Origin of the sequence: Parashewanella curva (assembly GCF_003675895.1) — a bacterium.
Taxonomy (GTDB): domain Bacteria; phylum Pseudomonadota; class Gammaproteobacteria; order Enterobacterales; family Shewanellaceae; genus Parashewanella; species Parashewanella curva.
On the sequence record NZ_ML014763.1, the window covers coordinates 23786 to 45838 of the forward strand.

General features: G+C 40.2%; 21 protein-coding genes. 8 read left to right on the forward strand and 13 right to left on the reverse strand.

Annotation, left to right across the window (positions count from 1 at the left end; genetic code table 11):
• Positions 1-9 precede the first annotated feature (9 nt).
• Both D5018_RS06200 and D5018_RS06205 read right to left on the reverse strand, forming a co-directional pair.
• Entirely contained in the window at positions 10-552 is a 543-nt protein-coding gene (locus tag D5018_RS06200; RefSeq protein ID WP_121838144.1) for a BREX system ATP-binding domain-containing protein, read from the reverse strand.
• A gap of 134 nt (positions 553-686) precedes the next feature.
• On the reverse strand, positions 687-1148 hold the full coding sequence (locus tag D5018_RS06205; protein ID WP_121838145.1) for an Sbal_3080 family lipoprotein: 462 nt from the start codon (positions 1146-1148) through the stop codon (positions 687-689).
• Positions 1149-1393: 245 nt separating this feature from the next.
• Between D5018_RS06205 and D5018_RS06210 the strand changes: the two genes are divergently transcribed.
• Together D5018_RS06210 and D5018_RS06215 are read left to right on the forward strand one after the other, a co-directional pair.
• On the forward strand, positions 1394-2350 hold the full coding sequence (locus D5018_RS06210; RefSeq protein ID WP_121838146.1) for a HEAT repeat domain-containing protein: 957 nt from the start codon (positions 1394-1396) through the stop codon (positions 2348-2350).
• 177 nt (positions 2351-2527) lie between these two features.
• On the forward strand, positions 2528-3094 hold the full coding sequence (locus tag D5018_RS06215) for a phosphoribosyltransferase (RefSeq protein ID WP_121838147.1): 567 nt from the start codon (positions 2528-2530) through the stop codon (positions 3092-3094).
• Between the two features lie 67 nt (positions 3095-3161).
• Here D5018_RS06215 and lpoB read toward each other — a convergent pair whose 3' ends face one another.
• The 3 genes from lpoB to D5018_RS06230 all read right to left on the reverse strand — a co-directional run bounded on the left by lpoB (position 3162) and on the right by D5018_RS06230 (position 5480).
• The gene (lpoB, locus tag D5018_RS06220; protein ID WP_121838148.1) at positions 3162-3758 is read right to left on the reverse strand and encodes a penicillin-binding protein activator LpoB; all 597 of its coding nucleotides are present in this window, start codon (positions 3756-3758) and stop codon (positions 3162-3164) included.
• 41 nt (positions 3759-3799) lie between these two features.
• Positions 3800-5170, reverse strand: coding sequence for a COG3014 family protein (locus D5018_RS06225; RefSeq protein ID WP_121838149.1), 1371 nt, complete (start codon positions 5168-5170; stop codon positions 3800-3802).
• A gap of 97 nt (positions 5171-5267) precedes the next feature.
• Positions 5268-5480: a SlyX family protein gene (locus tag D5018_RS06230; protein WP_121838150.1), complete on the reverse strand. Its 213-nt coding sequence runs from the start codon at positions 5478-5480 to the stop codon at positions 5268-5270.
• 314 nt (positions 5481-5794) lie between these two features.
• Between D5018_RS06230 and fkpA the strand changes: the two genes are divergently transcribed.
• From fkpA to D5018_RS06245, 3 genes are all read left to right on the forward strand, one after another.
• Positions 5795-6583, forward strand: a complete 789-nt coding sequence (gene fkpA, locus D5018_RS06235; protein ID WP_121838151.1) for an FKBP-type peptidyl-prolyl cis-trans isomerase — start codon at positions 5795-5797, stop codon at positions 6581-6583.
• A 102-nt stretch (positions 6584-6685) separates the two neighbouring features.
• Positions 6686-7054: a YacL family protein gene (locus D5018_RS06240; RefSeq protein ID WP_121838152.1), complete on the forward strand. Its 369-nt coding sequence runs from the start codon at positions 6686-6688 to the stop codon at positions 7052-7054.
• A gap of 131 nt (positions 7055-7185) precedes the next feature.
• Positions 7186-7314 carry a DUF3149 domain-containing protein gene (locus tag D5018_RS06245; RefSeq protein ID WP_121838153.1) on the forward strand — a complete coding sequence of 43 codons (129 nt, stop codon included), beginning with the start codon at positions 7186-7188 and terminating at the stop codon, positions 7312-7314.
• Between the two features lie 94 nt (positions 7315-7408).
• On the opposite strand, the gene D5018_RS06250 is transcribed toward D5018_RS06245, so the two are convergent.
• The 7 genes from D5018_RS06250 to D5018_RS06280 form a co-directional block, all read right to left on the reverse strand.
• Positions 7409-8020, reverse strand: coding sequence for a superinfection exclusion B family protein (locus D5018_RS06250; RefSeq protein WP_121838154.1), 612 nt, complete (start codon positions 8018-8020; stop codon positions 7409-7411).
• 74 nt (positions 8021-8094) lie between these two features.
• A complete protein-coding gene (gene tcdA / locus D5018_RS06255) occupies positions 8095-8910 on the reverse strand; it encodes a tRNA cyclic N6-threonylcarbamoyladenosine(37) synthase TcdA (RefSeq protein WP_121838155.1) in 816 nt (271 codons plus the stop codon).
• Positions 8911-9049: 139 nt separating this feature from the next.
• Positions 9050-9646, reverse strand: coding sequence for a hypothetical protein (locus D5018_RS06260; RefSeq protein WP_121838156.1), 597 nt, complete (start codon positions 9644-9646; stop codon positions 9050-9052).
• 148 nt (positions 9647-9794) lie between these two features.
• Complete coding sequence (putA, locus tag D5018_RS06265) at positions 9795-12974, reverse strand: bifunctional proline dehydrogenase/L-glutamate gamma-semialdehyde dehydrogenase PutA (protein ID WP_121838157.1); 3180 nt, start codon at positions 12972-12974, stop codon at positions 9795-9797.
• Between the two features lie 300 nt (positions 12975-13274).
• Positions 13275-13883, reverse strand: a complete 609-nt coding sequence (locus tag D5018_RS06270) for a TIGR04211 family SH3 domain-containing protein (RefSeq protein ID WP_165905007.1) — start codon at positions 13881-13883, stop codon at positions 13275-13277.
• A gap of 114 nt (positions 13884-13997) precedes the next feature.
• Complete coding sequence (locus D5018_RS06275; protein ID WP_121838159.1) at positions 13998-15266, reverse strand: inorganic phosphate transporter; 1269 nt, start codon at positions 15264-15266, stop codon at positions 13998-14000.
• Positions 15267-15290: 24 nt separating this feature from the next.
• The gene (locus D5018_RS06280) at positions 15291-15971 is read right to left on the reverse strand and encodes a TIGR00153 family protein (protein WP_121838160.1); all 681 of its coding nucleotides are present in this window, start codon (positions 15969-15971) and stop codon (positions 15291-15293) included.
• 293 nt (positions 15972-16264) lie between these two features.
• On the opposite strand from D5018_RS06280, the gene D5018_RS06285 reads away from it, so the two are divergent.
• The gene (locus tag D5018_RS06285; protein ID WP_121838161.1) at positions 16265-16906 is read left to right on the forward strand and encodes a CYTH domain-containing protein; all 642 of its coding nucleotides are present in this window, start codon (positions 16265-16267) and stop codon (positions 16904-16906) included.
• A gap of 39 nt (positions 16907-16945) precedes the next feature.
• Here the strand turns inward: D5018_RS06285 and D5018_RS06290 are convergent, their stop codons facing one another.
• Positions 16946-19471 carry a S8 family serine peptidase gene (locus D5018_RS06290; protein ID WP_121838162.1) on the reverse strand — a complete coding sequence of 842 codons (2526 nt, stop codon included), beginning with the start codon at positions 19469-19471 and terminating at the stop codon, positions 16946-16948.
• Positions 19472-19891: 420 nt separating this feature from the next.
• Here D5018_RS06290 and D5018_RS06295 point away from each other — a divergent pair, with 420 nt between their 5' ends.
• Positions 19892-20332 (forward strand): curlin, encoded by a 441-nt coding sequence (locus tag D5018_RS06295; protein ID WP_121838163.1) that lies wholly within the window; start codon positions 19892-19894, stop codon positions 20330-20332.
• Between the two features lie 14 nt (positions 20333-20346).
• Positions 20347-21876: a curlin gene (locus D5018_RS06300; RefSeq protein ID WP_121838164.1), complete on the forward strand. Its 1530-nt coding sequence runs from the start codon at positions 20347-20349 to the stop codon at positions 21874-21876.
• Positions 21877-22053: the final 177 nt, after the last annotated feature.

The following is a 22053-nucleotide window of genomic DNA, read 5'->3' on the forward strand; positions in this document are numbered from 1 at the left end:
GCAATAAATTTACAAATTATGTTGCTTTTTATATTCAGCCATCAGCTTATATATATTGTTTTTTAATACTTTTTCCATATCCCCGCCAGCACCACCAACTCGTAAATCGCTTTCTGACTCAATATGATATACAACAGTTTTGGTTCTGGCGTCTTTTAGTTTCAAAATTGAGTGAACTCTTCCTTTTCCTGCGCCGAACTCACCAACCAGCCACCTTAATGCTCGGTTTCCATATTTGACATTAATATCTAAATCAGCCAATAACTGTGGATTAGAGGTATCCATAGATTGCGAAATTTTGTAGCCATTTTTCTGTAGAGTTTGGGTTAATTGATGTTTTGAAAAACGTTGCCAATTTTTCAATTTAGCCTGAAGCTTAGCATTATCTTTTGCTGAACTTTCTAAGGAGTATACGTTGACTTTAGAGAGGTATACATTTTTGTAATTTTTTAAATTTTCACTGTGAATTTTTGTATTGACATGAGCTGCACCACAGCCTAAAAGGGTGACAGCAAAGATGCAGCAAACAAACGATTTAAAAAGATTCATCATTTTATCTTCCTTGATGGTGGTTTAGTTTCAAACTCATTAAACCATGCTTTGTTTCTAACTGGAAGCAAAAGGGGGGAACTAATGAATCTATTCTTTTTTAGAGCCCAAATTTCTATGAGCTCTAAACGTCATATTTATTTAATTGCTTGAGTTGCTTCAGAGGCGGTAATTTTTCCGAACAAAATATCCATCATGTATTTTATCCTTTCTTCTGCATTGCTGAATTTATTAGTATTAAAATTATTCGGTGCTTTATAACTGGTAAAGCCTACTTTCTGCCCGTTGTGAAAGGCTTCTATCTCTGCTCTATTTAAAAATAATGCTAAATCCCATCTCCATATTCCAACGTACTCAATAGTGAGTTTTTTTAAATCGGTTATAGAGTTACTTGGTACAACAGAGTAACTGTAACCATTTTTATCCAACCATTTCTTTACGGTTTCAATAAAACCTTTTCTCGTATTGTCATCTCGTACTAGGTTAATTTCTGGCTTAGAATCCATAAGTTTGTTTGAAATAGAAGCGCCATCATACTTAGGTGAAGCACAGCCAGAGGTTATAATAGTAACGAGGATTAACAGCAGTAATCGTTTCATGTTGTAGCTATCTGTATGTATTCGTGATTTCGAAGAATGATAAGTTAGCGCAATCTAGTTTTCAATTGTGAGTATAACTTATTTCCTTTTTAGTGATCTTTGTTCAACTAATTGATGAATAAATTGAAAAATAATTGTTGTGTTTATGTGTATTTAATTTTAAATCTACTTTTGTTGGAATATGATACTGATTCGAAGGTCATAATAATCGTGGCTATATAACAATCACAATATGGAGATTAAAAGTGAAAAAAATAATAACTGTAGCTGCCAGTGTTTTTTTGGGGGTGGCTATACAAGGGTGTGCTCCTTCTAGTTATAATGTTAAAGAGCCAATTGCTAGCAATATTGCTTTTGTTAAGCAACAAAACGCAGGTTCTCTTCAGTTTGAAGATCATCGTCATGAAGATCAAAAGATATTTTCTTTTGGTGTGTTGCCAGCAGGTTTAATGCTGGGAGAGGAAAAGCTTGAACCAATTTCTTATTTACAAAACAATACAGTAAAAGAACTTCAAGCTAGAGGTGTGAATCTAGATTCACAAAACCTAGCTACGACTCAGGTAAAAATTAATAAGCTTCTTATGCGAAATCATCGCACCAATGGCTATACACCTTTTATTACTCTGACAATGTTAAGTGCTGATGTTGAGACAGATGCAGGTACTAAACGTTTAGGGTTTTTTATTAAACGAGGTAAAGTGCCAGTTTGGTCATTCAATGAAGTTATACAGCCTACTTTGAATGAACCATTGTCACTATTGGTTAAAGAATTTTCAGCAAAGCTAAATAAGTACGTTTATAAAGGACAAATGAGCGATACCGAGGTTACAAAACTGATTGATAAAATTAAAAATAGTAAGGACAAAAAAACAAAATATCTAGACGTATACCAGCTTGGATTTAGTAATAATCCTAGTGCAATTCCTTATGTGTATGAGTTGAGTCAAACTGGTGACGAGTATGTCAGAATGGCTGCAATATCTTCTTTAGGAATTCTTGGAGCTAATGAGCATTTTGATGATTTAAAGCGAGTTGCTAATAATGGTGAAACGTGGACTGATAGAGCAATGGCACTCAAAGCAATTGGAGATTTAGGGACTGATGAAGCCAAAGCTTTTTTAATGAAAATGACTGAACAACTTAATACTGTAAATTCACATGAGCAAATTTGGAGTTCGGAAATCATTCGACTTTATTTATAGTATTCTTTACTAAAAGTTAAGGTCACAGTCGTGGCCTTTTAGCAATTACCGTAAATTTTGCAATAAACCAATTAAATCGAGAGTATTAAATTCAAATCAGGTACAATTCCCTGCCAAGTGTAAGGGCTCTATTTCTTTAGCACCTTAGATTGTCACAACAACAATATAGGCTTGGTCATGTCAGAAAAACACTACATAAGCGCGCAACAATTATTGGAAGACTCATTTCGCTTAGCAGCAAAAGTTTACGAGGATGGCTTCCGTCCACAATACATTGTCGGGATCTGGCGTGGTGGCGCTCCAATTGGTATAGCTGTTCAAGAATTTTTTGATTTTAAAAAAGTCGAAACCGACCATATTGCTGTTCGCACATCATCATACTATGGTATTGGTACTGATAAGCAAAGCAAAGAGATCCGTGTTCACGGCTTGCATTACATTATTGAAAATGCCAATGCAGATGAAGGCTTGTTGATCGTTGATGATGTATTTGATTCAGGGCGTTCTGTGCATGCTTTGATTGAAAAGCTAAAAGAGCAAATGCGTCTTAATTTACCTAAAGATATTCGTATTGCCTGCCCATATTACAAACCAGCGAATACCGCTGTGCCTTTGAAACCAGATTATTTTATTCATGAATCAGATGAATGGTTAGTTTTCCCACATGAAGTGTCAGGGTTAACACCAGAAGAAATCGCAGAGGGGAAAGGGGACTTAGCGAATATTCGTCATCTTTTTGTTTAAGCACCCTGAGCTTAGTGAAATAAAAAGCCGATGCTAAGCATCGGCTTTTTATTATCATCAAATTATCTTATAGGCCAAATAGAGACTTAGTCTTAGTTTTACGAATTTCTTTTTCGTCAGACCATTCTATTAAACCGGTTTCCAGATCCATTAAGCGCATGGTCATTTTGTAGTAAACGTCTTTGGTGCTGCCCGCTTGTTTCACGATACTTGAAAGGTTGCCATACAGCATGTATTGCGCACCAATTTGACGGCCAAATTTGATAGCAGTTGATGGGTCAACCATACCAGAGTTGTTTTGGTAATCTAACTGTTTACGAACGGCATCGACTTTTGTCATATCAATAAAGCGGAACTTGCCTGAACGTAGCAGGCGATTACTGATGGAATCAGTGACTGACTCGGTATCGATATGCTCAGAAGTTTTGTTTTTAATGCTATCTACAAAAATAATTGGGCGCTGATTATTGGCTGTTAACATTAACACCGGTGGGAAAGTGAGCATGCTATCTACCATTTTATCGGTGATAGCTTGTAAGTCAGTTGAACCAAAGTTAGCGTTGACGGTTTCAACTTCTTTCGCATCGCCATATTCGACTTTGGATTGACAGGCTGTGAGTGCCAGCACTCCAGCTAAAATGAGCACAGATTTAAATTGTTTCATGGTCAGTTCCGTAAGTAGTAGTTAAAGTCATTGTAATTCTGTTAAATCAATATTGAATAAAAACGAACGTAATTTCCAGTTTTTACTACCCATACAAGGGTTTTTCTGCCCGCTTCAATAGTAGTATTTTGTGTTTGGCTCTGTTCGACACTGATCGGGTAAGTGCCTGCTTGTACATATTTTCGAGCTATTTGAGCTTGATTAGGCAAAGTGAGCCAGCTTCGTCTATCGGCTTGTTCAGTTACGACATTAAATACCTGAACGGCAAGAGAGCCTAGATCAAATACATCGTTATTTTGTTGGTGCCTGCCAGTGATATGTCGAGCTAATTCAGCTTTTGCGTACACACGAGCTGCTTGTCTGGTTAAGATAAATGGCAGATCTTCTCTAAGGGCGTTCATTGCCAATGCATCGATGCTGGTAATTGAAGCTGCACGTAAAGGTTCTGTAGGAAGACCTGAAATATTTGCTGAACCTGGATAAGTCGCTGCTTGATAATAAGTGGGTAGGTCAATGGTTTGCCAATTGCCTTTAACGGTAAACGGCACACTAAAGTGACCTTTTGGTTGTACAAAACCTTTTTCATAAATAACAATCAACTCACCTTGATTGCTCTTAGGTAGCTTAGGCTCACCAAATTTTCGTCTAAATTCGCTATATTGTGGCATCGACAACTGTTTTGCTAAACGCACAAGACTTTGCTCGACAAACGGGTTGTGTGGCCAAATGGCCGCGGCCTTGCGGTAGTCAATAAAGGCATCATTAGCTCTGCCTAATATTTCATGTAATAACCCAGTGACATAATAACTGTAGGCATTGAGAAAAGAGCTGGTAACGGAACCGGTGCCTTGTCTTAACTTTTCTTCTTGATCGGAAACCACACCATTGGCGATACGTTGTACCGACTTTTTGGACGATTCATACTTGTCTTGCTGGATCTGTTGAAGCTCATTAGCGCGACGAACTTCCACTAACGCGCCTTCAAAGTCATGTTCAAACAGATAGTTAAAGGCTTGGTATTGATGCAGCATGATACGCTCAAATCCAGAGCCTTCGTAAGGGATCGTGTTGTCGTTGAGAAGTAAACTGCTGGCATTGGCACCAATATCGCTGGCGCTGACGACAGCTTTATTATCGAAAGCTAGATATTTCTCAATGGCCTGTTGATAGTATTTTTTACTTTCGGCAAAGTTACCAGATATTTGAGCAACCCGCCCCGCTTCTTGAGCATAAAGAAGCCCGTCGTTGCTGGAAATATTACCGGTTAGTTGTGGGAGTTGTGAGTCGGGTTGTGACGAGTTTAAAGCCTGCTTTTGAGTTTGGAGTTGTGATGGATAGCTAACGAATAGACTGCTGGTCGCACAACCTGAAATTGAAAAACATAATGCTAAGCAGACTAAAACTCGTTTCATGCCTTATCCTAAAAAAGTGCTGAATACACCGCTATTGGTTCATATTTTATTCTTAATAGACTGTTAGCATAGTAATTAATTCCAGCGGCTTGCAAATTTAGTAGTGAGGCGGTGGCGTTTCTTCCGACTGACTTGCGATATTGCTAGGCTCCATCGACAGTAATTTTTGTACTACCAGCTCTAGCTGATGATGCTGCTGGGCAATAATATCGTTGAGCTTTATAACTTCTTGGTTTAATTCTTCAATGGTCAGTTCTTGAAAACTCAGTTTGGCTTCAAGATCATCGACTTGTTGTTGGAGAGTTTGCATAAAAAAATCAGAGTGAGTAAATAAGCTATTGTACCTACTCGTTAAGATTGATCCTAGAGGCATAAAGGCAGACTTGAGATGATTGTAGGCTATATTGCCCTGAATTGTGGCTGAACTTATTCTTGTGGATTATCTCTAAAGGGTTGACACTGGTGGCTAGTGCCGTTAAAACAGTGACTTAGTGTATTCTACAATCATTAATTATATTTCGTTTTTTGGTGTGAGTTTATGAATTTCTTTATGAGGTTGAATTAACTTTATAAAGTAATTCATAGAGTTAGCTAAAACGATTTTTATGCTGAGGAAGCGTTTAAATGAAGTCTGTATATAAAATTTCTTTAGTGGCATTGGCCGTATTAGGTCTGTCAGCTTGTAACCAAGAGCAAAAAACCACCAAAGACACTGCGGGTACTGAACTGACAACACAAGCACAAAAAGAATCGTACAGTGTGGGCGCTTCTATTGGTAAATACATGGCTAACCATATCAAAGAACAAGAAGAGCTGGGTTTACCTGTAGACCGCACGCTTATTGTTGAAGGGTTTGCCAATGGTTTGAACGATAAGTCGAAACTGACAGAAGAAGAAATGCAAACGTTATTACAAGGTCTGGATAAGCGTTTAGCAGAGAAGCGTAAAGCACATGCTGATGAAATGGCGAAAAAGAACCTGGAAGCAGGTAAAAAATATTTAGAAGATTTTGCGAAAAAGCCAGGTGTAGTAACCACTAAATCAGGTCTTGAATACCAAATATTAGAAGAGGGCAAAGGGCCTAAGCCTAAAGCAACGGATACGGTTGAAGTTCACTACAAAGGTACTTTGATTGATGGTACTGAGTTCGACAGTTCTTACAAGCGTAACCAGACGGTTAAATTCCAACTGAACCGTGTTATTCCTGGTTGGACTGAAGGTGTTCAATTAATGCCTGTTGGCTCGAAGTTCCGTTTCGTTATTCCTTCAAACTTGGCATATGGCGATCGTGACATGGGAACAATCCCAGCAAACTCAACGTTAATTTTTGATGTTGTGCTGAAGTCTATCGTTAAAGAAGATGCAGCAAAAGCAGAGAAAAAAGCTGACTCTCACGCAGGTCACAGCCACTAATTTGGCAAAATCTTGACTGAAAAGGCGCCGATGGCGCCTTTTTTGTATCAGTCGTATATAACTCATGGTATAACAGCCAAAATGAGTATATAGGTAGTATCAATGGATTTCGAATTTCGTCACAGCACTTTTGATGACAGTATCCACGCTTTTTTTTCAATGGAGCATCATGCTCTCGGTCGTTGGTTCACCGAAGAGCTTTCACAACAACCCGATACCATTTCAAAAATAGAGCTAGTTATCGAAGAGTTACAGTCAGGGAAACGCCATGAGTGGAAGTTGATTGGGCGTACACTTTCACTCGAGCTCCATAGAGATCAAGCACTCATTGTTGATAATAGTTTGGGTATTGACTGTGAAGAAGACCTGCAAGAAGACATGAATTTGTACGACTCAGAGTTAACGGCTACTTGTGGATTAGAAGATTTTGAACAAGCGTTAATGAGCTTTAAATCCTTTGTAAAAAATTGATGTAGATCAAGTTGATGTTCGGTTTTAATCGAAGATAAATTGTTCACAAAACTTGTTTGATCCTGATCATTAATTACACCGAATAACTGTACTAACCTGTAGCTGTATTTAAATGAAAGAGGATTTCTACTATGGCATTCTGGTTAGATTTGATGTTTGGCAACTGGATTGGTTTATTATCCATGATTGTGATTTTTTCAACGCTAGGCATTGTTTCTTATATGCTATGGATGTTTGTAGTTAAGTCACGCGCAGAATAACTCTTTCATACAAACTTGCCTTGTTCTTATTGTAGACACCGATATTACAGCTTCCCCCCCCTCTCCGGCTGTAATATCGGATTTTTATTTGTGTTTACGCCACTTGTTTTCTCGTTGAACTCAAATTGTTGATAAAAGCTGGACGTGACTTAATGAGTCGCTGTAGCTCCAACTCATTTGGTGTGCCTTCAGGTAACCTTAGTATTTTTCGATTCAGTTTACGGCGTGCTTGCAAGGTGATTTTATAGTCTGCCGTTGCGGATTGGATCGCAAAATGCTGCTCATTACCGATACACTCAATAATATGCGCTTTTGTTAGGCTTTGAACTGCCAAATTGTCCATTGGGAGTGAGAGGATCGGGCTGCTCTGTAAAAAGAATTCCCGAAGTAGAGCGCGCTCATAAGCGTCAAAAAAGTTGATCTTTTCATCAATCACAGCGTTGATACGTTTTTCGCTGTAATGCTCAATACCGGCATCGAGCAGATGATCACACAGTTTAGCTAAGAAGTACGCCGCTGAAATTAATAAGCTCAATCCAATGAAATGTTGCTGACTTTGTTGAAGTCCCGATAAGCCTAATTGATTAATGATAGAAGCTGGTAGGAACAACAAGCTGCTGCTTAGGAGCAGTGTCCAGAGCATTAGCGTATATAGCCACCTTGTTTGAGTGAGGTATTTCTTAATGTAATGAGAAAATTTGGCCATGAGATTTTACCGTCATAAATTTGAACCCGCTCATCTGGTTAGCAGATTCTATGCCAGTTAAATCTTATTATTAACTATTTTGTAGCCAATTTTTTTAATACTCGGCTGGCGGCAACAAAACCAAACGTACCTGTTACGCTTGTGGCTGAACCGAAGCCTGAAGCGCAATCCATTCTCATATTGCCATCGGTTTCAGATTTGGTTTGGCAGACAGTGCCATCAGATTTTGGATAAACCAGTTGCTCTGTAGAATACACTGCATCAATACCAAAGCGGCGAGATAAATTTTTAGAAAAATTATATTCTCTGCGTAAAAAATTTCGCACTTTTGCCAGCAGTGGATCTTGTTGTGTCTTAGCCAAATCACACAACTGAACTTGAGTTGGGTCGATTTGTCCGCCAGCGCCACCCACTGTGACAATCGGTAGTTTATTACGCTTACACCACGCAATTACTGCGGCTTTAGCTTTTACGGCATCAATGCAATCGACTACATAATCGAGGCTGCCGCCTTGCTTTTTACTTTGCAAGTACTCAGCAAGGTTATCGGGCATGATGAAATCTTCAATTTCATTGACTTGGCATTCTGGATTAATTTGTTTAATTCGCTCAGCCATCACTGCTACTTTAGATTGCCCAATGGTAGATGTTAACGCGTGAGTTTGGCGGTTACTGTTGGTAACACAAATATCATCTAAATCCATTAAAGAAATTTGGCCAATGCCTGAGCGGGCAAGAGATTCTGCCACCCAAGTTCCCACCCCGCCGATACCGATAACCATAACATGAGCTTGGGAAAATTTGGCTAACGCTGCTTGACCGTATAATCGGCCAATACCAGAAAATCGTTGTAGGTAAGAGTCTGAAAATGAAGGTTGAGAAGCTGACATAGTGTTAAAAAAAACTGATAGATTTGAGATTATAACAAATTCTTTATTTTTTTCTTTTGAAAATTGAAATGATAGTTATTTTTTGAGAAGCACCGTTACAAACTTAGGAATAAAAAAGCTACAGTAAGGTTTTAAAATATCAACTATTCTCATCAAGGTAAAATGGTTCGTCCTCTGATAATGAGCCACTGTCAGATAACTCTCTATTATCCTTTGGAAGAAAGGGCAGAAATGTTTCTACAGCCATGTCTATTATTTCAAAGCCATCATTTAAGCTTGATTCAGTTGATTTAGGCTCTTCGTATGTCTGGTTTTTGGAATGAACTTCCCTATTTTTTTCGACTGTTGAAGGCATAGTTTTTGCTGGAGATGAAGTTCTTTGATTTTTCAACACTTCTTCCTGTCGACTTTGGTAGCAGGGGCGATTGCTATCATAGCTCACGACTCTATATTTTCTGATACCCTCTTGAACATGCATACGGCCTAGTTCTACCTGCAAATTTATTAAGACTGGATCTGGTTTATTCCCCCAAAAAGAGGTTTTTTTTTCAACTAATGGTTTTGCAAAAAAGTGCTGACTGTTTTGTTCGCAATCAAGTAGGTATTCCACCTTATTGATTTCTAATATAAAGCAAGAGTTGGTTGATGTTTTCCCTTCTATTACATTAGCCTCATAAGCGGCTTGAAATAACTTTCCTGCAATATCTGAAGTCATTATAGCTTTGGCTTCTGCCATTATGTTACTCGTTGATTTTATATCGGTTATCTAAGTTTGGTACGGTATAAAACGTGAGTCAAAGAATGTTAACGATGTTTAATCACAATAATAAAAAAGCTGGCGCAAGGCCAGCTTAGTAACGGTTAGCCATTAGGTTTAAGATGGTCTAATCTTCGCTATCACCTAAAGAAAGTAGTGTTGCATTACCACCAATCGCAGTAATGTTGTTAGTTCGAGTTTTCTCAGTTACAAAACGCGTTAAGTAGTGAGGACCTCCGGCTTTAGGACCTGTACCAGATAACCCTTGGCCACCAAATGGCTGCACACCAACAACGGCACCAATTTGGTTACGGTTAATGTAGACGTTCCCCACATCAACTTTACTCGCAATATCTAAGGCATGACCTTCGTTACGGCTGTGTATACCTAGAGTTAACCCAAAGCCTGTTGAGTTAATGTCAGCAATCACTTTATCCAGCTCATTACTCTTATAACGGATAACGTGTAAAATTGGACCAAAGTGTTCTTTTTCTAGCACTTTAATTGAATCAATTTCTACTGCTGTAGGTGCCACAAAGTGGCCATGTTCAGTGCCTTCTGGCAAATCGATTTGCTTGATCAAACGACCTACTTGCTTGATGTGATCAATATGAGCGTTCAAATTGTTTTTAGCCGTCGCATCAATCACTGGGCCGACATCGGTTTTCACCAAACCAGGGTGACCGATTGATAACTCGTCCATTGCACCTTGCATTACATCTAATACGCGATCAGCAATGTCATCTTGAATATAAAGTACACGTAGCGCTGAACAACGTTGACCCGCTGAGGTGAATGAAGATGAAACCACGTCATTTACCACTTGTTCAGGTTGTGAGGTTGAATCAACCACCATGGCGTTTTGACCACCGGTTTCTGCAATAAGTGGAATAATGGCACCATTACGCTCAGCTAGAGTCATGTTAATGCGTTTTGCAGTGACTGTTGAACCAGTAAAGCACACCCCGCCAATACGCTCATCAGCCGTTAAGGTTGCCCCTACAGTTGCCCCTGTACCCGGTAGGAATTGCAGTACATTGGTTGGTATACCTGCTTCATGAGCAAGTTGAACGGCACGATAACCCACAAGGCAGGTTTGCTCGGCAGGTTTGGCAATAACCGTGTTACCCGCAGCAAGAGCCGCAGTGACTTGGCCTAAGAAAATCGCAAGTGGGAAGTTCCATGGGCTGATACAGACAAATACGCCACGGCCTTGAAGGAATAGCTCATTAAGCTCACCAGTCGGTCCAGGCATAAGCTCAGGTTGAGCCATCATCTTTTTAGCTTGAACAGCGTAGTAACGACAGAAATCTACTGCTTCACGGACTTCATCAATGCCATCTTGTAAGCTCTTACCCGCTTCCCGGGTACATAGTGCAATTAATTCTTCACGGTTTTCTTCAAGTAAGTCAGCTAGTTTTTGAAGTGCTGTCGCACGTACTTCAACTGGAGTGCGGCACCAATCATTAAAGGCTGAAGTTGCTGAAGATAGTGCTTGCTCGATAACAGGTGTAGTGGCGTGGGTAACTTTACCTACTACTTGGCGAGTATCGAATGGGCTTAGTACTTCAATACCATTATTGGTGATGGTTTCGCCATCAACTAATGGACCTGCTGTCCATTGAGTTTCTTTGTAAGTATCTAGGGCTTTGAAAAATGGCTCAGATTCAGAGGTAATGTTCATGTTGACTCCCATTGAGTTTTTGCGCTCTTCACCAAAAATATCAATTGGAAGAACAATCTTGTTGTTAGCTAGGGTCTTAAATTTCTTCAAGGTCACTAAAGGGTGTACCACAAGTGATTCGATAGGGGTTTTAGGATCAACCAACTTATGTACAAAAGACGTGTTTGCCCCATTTTCAAGTAGGCGGCGTACAAGATAAGGTAGAAGGTCTTTGTGAGCGCCAATTGGCGCGTAAATACGAACCGTTTTAACGCCAGCTTCCGCCAGAAGTGTGTCGTATAACTCTTCGCCCATGCCATGTAAGCGTTGGAATTCGTACTGACGATCACCCGCCATATCGGTCACGCTGGCAACGGTTTGTGCGTTATGGGTAGCAAACTGTGGGTAAATGGCGTCACGAGTAGCTTCGGATAACAGGTAACGCGCGCAAGCAAGATAGGCAACATCGGTTCCAGCTTTACGCGTGTATAGTGGATAACCATGCTCACCGTTTTCTTGTGCCCATTTTAGTTCACTATCCCAGTATGCACCTTTTACTAGACGCAGTGGAATTTCATCTCCTTGGTCTTTAGCCAAGCGAGTTAACCACATCAATACTGGCAGCGCTCGTTTAGAATAAGCTTGAACCACAATGCCCAGTAATCCCCAGCCTTGAGCGGCTTCAGATTGATACAGCTTTTGGAATAGTTTCAAAGAAAGTTCAAGGCGATCCGCTTCTTCAGCATCAATCGAAATACCAACATTAACACTACGGGCTAGGGTAATCAGCTCGATTACGCGATCGTAAAGCTCAGTTAAAGTACGATCTGTATTGGCCACTTCATAACGTGGGTGCAGAGCCGTAAGCTTGATGGAAACCGTTGGGCGTGGCGCTTCTGATTCGTTATAGCTCTGAGCTCCTAAGGCACGAATAGCATCGGCGTAGTCTTTGAAATATTTTTTTGCGTCTTTTTGCGTTAACGCCGCTTCACCAAGCATGTCATAACTGTGGGTGTAACCCAGCTTACGCTTATCGACACTGTTTTTTAGACCTTCTTCAATGGTGCGACCAAGAACAAACTGCTTACCCATGATTTTCATTGCTGCTAGCATGGCTTGGCGGATCACAGGTTCGCCCATTTTGTTTACTAGTTTGCCGAGTAAACTGCTTGGCTTGCCGTCAATGCTTTTATCGAGTTTTACGATTTTGCCCGTTAGCATTAAACCCCAAGTTGAAGCGTTAACCAGCATAGAGTCACTTTGACTCATGTGTTTATCCCACTTAGCGCCGGACAACTTATCTTCAATTAAGGCATCAGCGGTAGCGGCATCAGGAATGCGTAGCAGAGCCTCCGCTAGACACATTAAAATAATGCCTTCTTGAGTATCTAAGCTGTATTGTTGCAAAAACGCATCAATGCCAACCATTAGCCCTTTTTTTTCGTATTGGCGAACTTTATTCACCATATCATGGGCACGTTGGGTGACACGTTGGATTTCTTCGGTTGAAGAAGGTACAAGCTCAATCAGCTCAGACAAGTACTGCTCTTCATCTACTGCATAGTTATTAGTAATGATTTGGAACAGTTCAGGTAGGGTGGCGTTGTCGTAGCGACCAGCCAATACTTCACTCGCTTTGAACATAATCGTATTTCCATTCTGACCCACTTAGCGGGGTATTATTTTGTATACAATTTCAAAATTTCGGCGATTATACCCATAAATGTGGTTTAGAACACTAGTTAAGATCAAGCAAATTTGCGGTGAATAATGATTTATTTGTTCAGATTTCTTTCCTTTACTTAGTTTGTAAATTTTAAGTAAATCTATTGTGTGTAAATGATAGGTTTATTTACAATTTAATGGTTGTCAGAAGATATGAATTTGAGAAATACCCAATCGCGCTTGTGTGCGCGACTGAGTCATCTTTGAATAGGTGGTTATTTACCAGCGAGTTTTATGTTTACGACTTGGCCTAGGCAAGTAGGCGATTACTAATCCTATTAATAAGCCAATACCAGCAATCATGCCGCCTTCACGCCAGAACTGGTATTTAGCATCATCATTTAGCTCATTAACTTGAGTTTGCAAACGAGCCACTTCGTCTTTTGTCTGCATCTGCACTTTTAAAAGCTCTTGTTCCGCTTTCTTTTTTGCTTGTTCAGCTAACGATAACTTATCTGTAGTTTGTTGTAGTTGTGCGGTTAATTGAGCTTCTTTACTGTCATTTTGACTCAAGCTTTGTTTAATATCAGCAAGTTGCTGTTCAAGTTGTGGCTGAGTAATACGAAAAGTGGGTTTGCTAGTGATCATATTGGCTTGAACCCAACCTTCTCGGCCTTTGTCATCAATGATCTTTGCATAACCATTTTCGGTTTCGTTTAACGACGAGATCGTTTTACCCGCTGCAACACTTCCCAAAATTTTGTATTGAGATCCTGGTCCTGAATGTAGATAAATGTAGATGTTTTCAGAGACATAACGGGTGTCTTCTTGAGCCGTTGTCAGTCCCGAAAGCAAGATACAAAAAACAAAAGTGAATAGTCGTAGCACTAGGGATTTCCTATAAGTTGTTATGTTGTTAATGCTATGAATTTATAAACTGGAATGCAAGAGGGGAGCATAATCGCTCCCCTCTTTTAATCTACTTTTTTGTAAAAGCGAGTGTTAGCTCATAATGCCTTTAATGATGTAGAAGAAGATAATCGATAATGCCGCACCTGCAGGTAGAGTCACCACCCAAGATACTACGATATTACGAACTACACCTAAGTTGATTGCAGCGATACCACGAGCCATGCCCACACCTAGCACCGCACCAACAAGGGTTTGTGTCGTTGAGATAGGAAGACCTGTACCCGATGCGATAACAACAGTTGTTGCAGCGGCAAGCTCTGCGGCAAAACCACGGCTTGGGGTTAAGTGGGTAATGTTCTTACCAATGGTTTGCATTACACGCTTACCGAAAATAGCCAGACCCAATACGATACCAACCGCACCTAATGGAAGGATCCACCAAACTAATTCTGCTTTTTTCGAAATTTCACCGCCGTGCTGTACTACCGATACAACAGCTGCTAGAGGACCAATCGCGTTAGCTACGTCGTTTGAACCATGAGCAAACGCCATACAACAAGCTGTTACTACCATCAGTACCGCAAAAACACGTTCTACGTTACCGAAATGGGTAGTTCTATCGGCACTTTCACTCATTTTTAAGCGGCCAATGATAACCTTACCAATGACACCAACAATAGCAGCAATTGCTAAAGATAGAATGTAAGCTTCGTGAGTATCAAACTTAACACCGACGTGCTTTAGGCCTTTAGTAATGGTTACTAGTGACATGATAAAACCAGCTAGCGCCATGTAGAACGGCACATAACGCTTGGCATTTGCTAGCGGATTATCAGTATCAAAAATCAGCTTTTGAACGCTTTGGAATAGCAAGAATGCGATAAAACCGGAAATGGCTGGAGTAACGATCCAAGAGCCAACAATACCTGCTACTTTGCCCCAAGATACAGCATCAGTACCCACACCAACTGCAGCAAAACCAATAATTGCACCGATAATAGAGTGAGTAGTCGATACAGGCCAGCCTAGCGAAGAGGCAACAACTAACCAAATACCTGCAGCAAGTAGAGAGCCAATCATACCGTAAACAAGCAGTTCAGGAACATCGACAAAGTAAGCGCTATCAATAATGCCTTTACGGATGGTACTGGTTACTTCACCGCCTGCTAGGTAAGCACCTGCAAACTCAAAAATCATCGCAATGATGATTGCTTGTTTGATTGTGATAGCGTTAGAGCCTACAGAGGTACCCATTGCGTTAGCAACGTCATTGGCACCAATACCCCATGCCATTAAAAATCCGAATGCGGCCGCAAAGGCAATAAGCCATGGACCGTTGGTGACTAATACATCAACCATTGTTACAACCTTGAAATGTGTTAATTAAACGCGAGCTAACATCAGCTCTAAACGGGAACCTGCGCGTTCTGCTAAATCAGCAAGGTCGCCCACCCATTCGATGATTTTGTACAAGAACATAACATCGACAGGGTTCAATTCGGATTCCAGTTCAAATAACTGGCGTCGGATTTGAATTTGGATATCGTCAGTATCCGCTTCGATGTTATCCAGCTTGTGGATCATTTTTTCCACAAGTTCGAGTTCTCGTCCACGAAAACCGGTTTCAAGAAGATCGTCAAGCTCATTAATGGCTTCCTTGGCCATATACACTGCGTCTAAGCAGCGAGTAAGGTAAGCGAAGAAGAGCTCTTGCAATTCGGAGGGAATAACTATATTACGACCAATGACACGACCAGAGATGTCCTTGGCTTTGTTCGCTATTTTGTCTTGTTGAGTGACTAATTCTAATAGATCAGTTCGTTCAACAGGCATAAACAGCCCACCCGGAAGCTGAAGACGGATATCTCGCTTCTGGATGTCAGCTTCTTGTTCGGCTTGACGGATTTTTTTACGAAGCGCTACAGCTTCATCCCAATCCTGCTTCACAGTAGCTTCAAAAAATGGCACAAGGATGGAAGCACATTCATGTACTTTATCGATGTGTTCTTGCAATGGTTTTATTGGCGATTTTGCAAACACGCCTAAAATAGAGTTTACTGGCATTGCCGTGTACCTATTTCTGTTATTCCTTATGGAAAAATCGGGCGAATGTTAACTTATACACCCGCTTTTTGAAACAGCTTATCACTATGAAAATCGATCTATAGGTCGTATTTTGCACCTGTTTTGATTTAAAAACCACCAATCGATTGAAATTTGTAAGTGCTTCTATATTCGTTGACTCTCATAATATGAAGTCGGGGCTGATTGTGAATCCTTTATATGACACTAATGTTACATTTTGTGCGTTAAGTGTTCACATTATTAAAGTTTAATATGAAATTGGTGAATTTTTTATGAATAAAGAGCATAAAGAAGTCGAGCTAAAGTTGACAATACCCAAAGATAAGCACAAGGGATTCATTGAATTCATGGGGGTAGTTAATCATGCTGTATTTGTTAAGCGTGAACAATTGAAGAATGATTACTTCGATACAAGTAGTCTACAACTTAGTCGTTTGAAGGTGGGGCTTAGGATTAGGCAAGCAGACAGTTATAAAGAGCAAACGCTAAAAACCGCAGGTGAGGTTTGTGATGGTATGCATGTCCGTCATGAATATAACCATGCTATCGAAGGCAATATTCCAAAACTTGATCTGTTTCCCAATTTGATATGGCCTGATAATTGTGATGTTAAACGTATACAGCAAGCTTTAATTTGCCTGTTTAACACGAACTTTATTCGACATACTTGGCGAGTAGAATTGGATGGAAGTCAGTTTGAAGTCGTACTTGATGATGGTGAGGTTGCATCTGACTTTTCAGGGGTAGAACGAAAAATACCGATAAGTGAAGTTGAGCTGGAATTAATTTCGGGTGATTCAGAGGCTTTAGTAAAGTTTGCTCAGCCGCTAATTGATCGATTTAAACTAGAAAAATGTGAAATCAGTAAAGCGCAGCGAGGGTATGGCTTACTCGAAAAATCACATAAAAAATAAAAGCCAGTCAAAGACTGGCTTTTAAAACAAGCTATTAATTTAGAATGTTACTGATACTGGATCTGAACATAAGCTAGATTCAGTTTCACAAACTTTGTATTCGTAAGTCCCAGCGGCACGGCGAATACGGTCGCGGTGACGTCCGTCGTTACGAGTGTTTTTCAGCATTTCACCGTTACGATAGATGTTGACGTTCTCTCCCATTGCATCGCTCCAACGTAGATCGATACTTGCGGTGCCTGAACGAGAAACTCGAGTACGACTGATGCTAGCATCAATGCTATGCTCGAATACTTCAATTTCCATGCTCTTAGTAGCTTCTCTACCCGTTTCATCTGTAACAGTTAACATTACATTATAAAGACCTGGTTCAGCATAACTATGAACAGGGTTTTCCTCACTTGACGTATTGTCATCACCAAAGTTCCAACTGTAAGACGCTATGTCTTCATTCGCATCAGTACTCGCATTGGTGAAAGTAACGGTTAAGAACTCAATATCGGCTGTGAAGTCCGCTACTGGCGCTGCTGGTGCTGCCTCGCCTGTAGCTGCGATAGTAAGTCCCCAACTATTTAGAGTACCAGTATCTAATCTTACATTGTCTGATACTTTAAGTGTCCAAGTGCCTTTAGCCATTTCTGTATTAAAGTCAGTAACGGTATAGCTTCTGTCTATATCATCAGCACTACCACCTGTTCTATCATGAAGTGTTACTTCAGTACCTTCTGCAGAAATGAGCTTAACTGAGAGATCGCCAATCCAAGTATGTGTAATATCGACGTGAGCGGTAACACCAAATACTTGTAAATCATCAGCAATTTCGATGGTGCTTGCAATGCCTTCAGGATCATTATCAGGTATTGCTATTGGGTTTTCATTGGAGTAATCAAAATCACGTAAACCAGCAGGTAGTATCTTTAATGATACCGCTTTGGATTTTTCAACATCATCACCCATACCTGTTACGGTTAATGAATAGTCTCCCCACTGTGTGTCTTCAGTGGTTGTCACATCTAGGGTAAATTCACCACCAGTACTTACTGTTGACGCTGATAAGCTAACGCCTTCAAGTGCAGGTGATACGGCTACGCTAAGCTCAACATCACCATTCCAACCCGCAACACTACCAACAGAGTAGGTGTAAGATGCACTTTGACCCGCATTAATGGTTTGCGAGCCAGGGGTTACATTCAGTTTAAAGCCTGGTTCAGGATCGGCTTCCGCCAATGCATTGGCAACATTCAAGCGTTTACCAGATGCAACTTTGTCTGTTAATGAATCTAATGAGTCACCTGAATCCATCAGAATTTGCTTCATTTCCACAGGGCTTAGATCTGGAGCGATAGACCAAACCAAGGCAGCTGCACCCGCAACATGTGGGGTCGCCATTGAAGTGCCTGAAAATACAGAGTAATTATTGTTAGGTGTCGTTGATAAAATAGCAGAGCCAGGAGCGGCTAAATCAACACTAGTAGCACCATAGCTTGATGAACCAACACTAAATACAGAAAGAGCATCACGTCTATCTGTTGAGGCAACAGCTAATACACCATCGCTGTCGTAAGAGGCTGGATAGCTTGGAGTGGCATCATTATCTGAACCACTATTACCTGCAGCTGCAACAAACAGAATGCCTGCTTCTATACCAGAATCAATAGCGTCTTTTAGTGTCTGGCTAAAACCACCGCCGCCCCATGAGTTGTTGGTTGCTTTAAGTTCAACACCACGGTTTGTTTTAAGATCCGTCATGTAATTAATACATTTGATGGCATCAGAAGTGCTACCACTTCCGCTAGCATTCAAAAATTGACAACCAACAATTTTAACATCCCAGTTCACCCCTACGACGCCAACACCGTCATTGCCCTTTGCACCAATGGTGCCAGAAACGTGAGTACCGTGACCGTTTGCATCCATAGGATCGCCACTGCCGTTGATAGCGTTAAAACCGTGGATATCGTCAACGACACCGTTATTGTCATCATCGATGCCATTTCCTGCAATTTCACCCGGGTTCACCCACATGTTTGGACGTAAATCAGGGTGGTTATAATCAACACCGGTATCAATTACACCAATAACCACATCACTGCTACCTGTCGTAGTGTCCCAGGCTTCTAGTGCATCAATATCAGCATCTGCAGTACCGCTGTTTTGCCCTGTGTTGTGTAGACCCCAAAGGTCACCAAATCGAGGATCGTCAGGCGTAGCAATTGCTTTGACTATGTAATCAGGCTCTGCATACTCAACGGCTGGATTTAAGCTTAACTTTTTGATTGCAGCCATCACATCCATGTCACCAGATAGTGAGAGTTGTGCAAGATTCCCACCCATAAGTTGAGCAAACTTGTCATCAATACCATCGGCATTTTTATCAGCCATTTTTGCATTGATTAGTGATTGAACAGCCAGTCTTTCTTTTTTGGTTGTTCCTTCTTTAAATTTTATTAAAACTGAATTCTGTACATATTCATGCGTTGGTTGGAGCTTCGCTTCAGCTGTGTGTGCCGTAATAGAGAGCACACCAGCTACCGCCATAGCTAGAGGGGTTATTTTGTTAAACATTTCCCAGTTTCCTATAGTCCATTTAAGAATTTATCAACTTCACAACTGAGCAACTGATTGATTAAGTAAGTTGATAATTTTTTATCATATTTATTTCAACAAAAGCAGAACCACTGAATTGCAACACTGATTTGCTTCAACATTGTTGTCATAGGCTGAGAGGGATTTGAAGAATTAGCACCATATTTAGTGCTTTTGTACTAGCGATTAAGGGGGAGAAACTGAAGGTTCAGTATCTTTTTTTGATTTTTATACTTTAAAAACAGATTGTTATATGGTGTTCGTGGTCATTTTAAAGTTTATCTCTTGTCGGAAAAAACAATACTTTTTTCTGATATTCATGTTGTTGTTCAGGCTGTAATGTTGCATAGGATTGTATTTGCAATATATGGATAACAGCCTAATCAAAGGGGTGCTGAAATGATCGTTCAAAGCTTTAGGAGCTTATGTCTCATCGTCTTGATGTTACTCGCAATGAATTCGAAATCCGTTGCTGCTGACAATGAAGACGATATTAAAGCGGTAAAATTGTCATTGACTCTACACAGTCTTTTAACCAGTGCAAATCGCGAAAATGTTATTTCATTGCTTCAACAAGGTACAAATAATAGTGCGACCTTAATACAAAATGGAAGTTTTAACGGTATTGATCTCGCACAGTATGGTTCAAAGAATAGAGCCAACATCACTCAAGTCGGTAATAACAATGATGTCAGTTTGAACCAGCTTGGGAATGACAATGTAAGTGATTTTACTCAATTTGGTGACAATAACCTGATCCAGTTAGATCAGGTAGGCGGCACTGAATTGCTCATACTTCAAGCCTCGGATAATGCAGTTCTTAGGATTACACAACAATAGTTAGGGAGAGACACATGTTCTTGCGCTCAAAAAAAACACTTATTGCTTTAGCTGTCACATCATTGATTAGTGTGCCAGCTTTTGCCGATTCAAGTGAAATCAAAATTACTCAGGTTAATGACACTGTTGCAGATGCAGTTGGTCAGACTGCTAAATCGTTGCAGACTGGTAACAACCATAAAAGCACGATTACTCAAAGAGGTGACGATCAACAAGCAACCGTTATTCAAGTTGGTGCTGATAGTATCTCAGATGCTGTTTCTGAAGGAACCGTTAACGTGTTAACTCTTAATCAAAGTGGCGCAGAACACAAAAGTGATATCGTTGTTTCTGGTGATGAAAATACGGCAACAGTAGATCAAGTGTTCGGAATTAATGACTCAAATATTGATATAACAGGTAATATAAATAACGTTACAGTTGATCAATTCGGTATTAGAAACAGGAACGTTACTGAGCTTGTCGGTGATGAAAATACTGCAGAGGTTAAGCAATTTGGTACAGATAACTTTGCAACTTTCCGAGTTGAAGGTGAGTTAAATGATGGTAATATCAACCAGAGAGGTATTGATAACGTTGGTGGCTTTGTTTCTCTCGATATCACGCCAAATGTTGGTAATGATAATGATCTTATTGTAACTCAAGATGGTAATAATAACCTTGGTGCAGTCAAAGGTGTTGCAGGCGATAGTAATGATTTCATCATTGAGCAAACAGGCAATGATAACAAGGGCTTTGTTTATGGTTTGATTGGTAATGAAAACGAGTTTGAAATTACCCAAGAAGGCGATGGTAACAAAGCCTTTATTGATCTCGCTAGAGGTGATCAAAATGATGTTGAAATCGACCAAGAAGGCAATGGTAACTTGATTGGTGACAATTTCGATGGTGGAGAACATATTGCCAAGTTAGAAGGAACTGACAACACCATAGATTTAGAACAAGAAGGTGATGCTAACCGGTTAAACCTCATTGTTATTGGTGATGAAAACGACCTAGATTTAGATCAAGAAGGTGATAATAACTATGCCTTTATGCGTGCTGAAGGTAATGACAATGACCTTTATGTTGGCTCTGACGGTAATGACAATGACGCGAGAGCTGCGATCTTCGGTGATGATAACGATGTTGAAATTCGTCAAACGGGTGATGATTCAAGCGACAATATAGCATGGACAGTGGTTCGTGGTAACGATAACGAAGTTGATACTGAACAAGCTGGCCTTGAGAATGAAGCTATCGTGACAGCAGAAGGTGAAGGAAATGACATCCAAGCGATGCAAGATGGTGAATTAAACCTGCTTGATTTACTCGTTGCTGGTAACAATAATGAAATCTCACTTGAGCAAGATGGTGATTCAAATGACATCGTGGGCCATGATCCGCATGGTGATGCATTTAAAGTAGAAGGTAATGATAACAATATTACTATCGTACAGTCTGGTGAAGAAAATACTGTTGAAGGTTACAGCATTGGTAATGGTAACACTATTGAAGTGACTCAAACTGGTAGCTTAAATACAGCGATTGTAGGTCAAAACTAATTAAACCTATAACGTGCAGATGGGAGGCAATCGCCTCCCTTTTTTGTTGGTTAACAAATGGGTATACCATTAACTTTTCTTTGATAGTGTTTAGAAAGGTTTTAACTTTGCAACGACATTGTTTCAATTCCTCTAAAGCTATGAGGCGTTATTTCTTCTAATACATTACATAGAAGT

Coding starts and splice junctions, on each gene's coding strand:
- fkpA (WP_121838151.1), top strand. CDS start 5,795: ATGAAGTCTGTATATAAAATTTCTTTAGTGGCATTGGCCGTATTAGGT.
- D5018_RS06200 (WP_121838144.1), bottom strand. CDS start 552: ATGATGAATCTTTTTAAATCGTTTGTTTGCTGCATCTTTGCTGTCACC.
- lpoB (WP_121838148.1), bottom strand. CDS start 3,758: ATGAAACAATTTAAATCTGTGCTCATTTTAGCTGGAGTGCTGGCACTC.
- tcdA (WP_121838155.1), bottom strand. CDS start 8,910: ATGTCAGCTTCTCAACCTTCATTTTCAGACTCTTACCTACAACGATTT.
- D5018_RS06275 (WP_121838159.1), bottom strand. CDS start 15,266: ATGGTTGATGTATTAGTCACCAACGGTCCATGGCTTATTGCCTTTGCG.
- D5018_RS06260 (WP_121838156.1), bottom strand. CDS start 9,646: ATGGCAGAAGCCAAAGCTATAATGACTTCAGATATTGCAGGAAAGTTA.
- putA (WP_121838157.1), bottom strand. CDS start 12,974: ATGTTCAAAGCGAGTGAAGTATTGGCTGGTCGCTACGACAACGCCACC.
- D5018_RS06205 (WP_121838145.1), bottom strand. CDS start 1,148: ATGAAACGATTACTGCTGTTAATCCTCGTTACTATTATAACCTCTGGC.
- D5018_RS06295 (WP_121838163.1), top strand. CDS start 19,892: ATGATCGTTCAAAGCTTTAGGAGCTTATGTCTCATCGTCTTGATGTTA.
- D5018_RS06230 (WP_121838150.1), bottom strand. CDS start 5,480: ATGCAAACTCTCCAACAACAAGTCGATGATCTTGAAGCCAAACTGAGT.
- D5018_RS06250 (WP_121838154.1), bottom strand. CDS start 8,020: ATGGCCAAATTTTCTCATTACATTAAGAAATACCTCACTCAAACAAGG.
- D5018_RS06280 (WP_121838160.1), bottom strand. CDS start 15,971: ATGCCAGTAAACTCTATTTTAGGCGTGTTTGCAAAATCGCCAATAAAA.
- D5018_RS06300 (WP_121838164.1), top strand. CDS start 20,347: ATGTTCTTGCGCTCAAAAAAAACACTTATTGCTTTAGCTGTCACATCA.
- D5018_RS06285 (WP_121838161.1), top strand. CDS start 16,265: ATGAATAAAGAGCATAAAGAAGTCGAGCTAAAGTTGACAATACCCAAA.
- D5018_RS06290 (WP_121838162.1), bottom strand. CDS start 19,471: ATGTTTAACAAAATAACCCCTCTAGCTATGGCGGTAGCTGGTGTGCTC.
- D5018_RS06245 (WP_121838153.1), top strand. CDS start 7,186: ATGGCATTCTGGTTAGATTTGATGTTTGGCAACTGGATTGGTTTATTA.
- D5018_RS06240 (WP_121838152.1), top strand. CDS start 6,686: ATGGATTTCGAATTTCGTCACAGCACTTTTGATGACAGTATCCACGCT.
- D5018_RS06215 (WP_121838147.1), top strand. CDS start 2,528: ATGTCAGAAAAACACTACATAAGCGCGCAACAATTATTGGAAGACTCA.
- D5018_RS06225 (WP_121838149.1), bottom strand. CDS start 5,170: ATGAAACGAGTTTTAGTCTGCTTAGCATTATGTTTTTCAATTTCAGGT.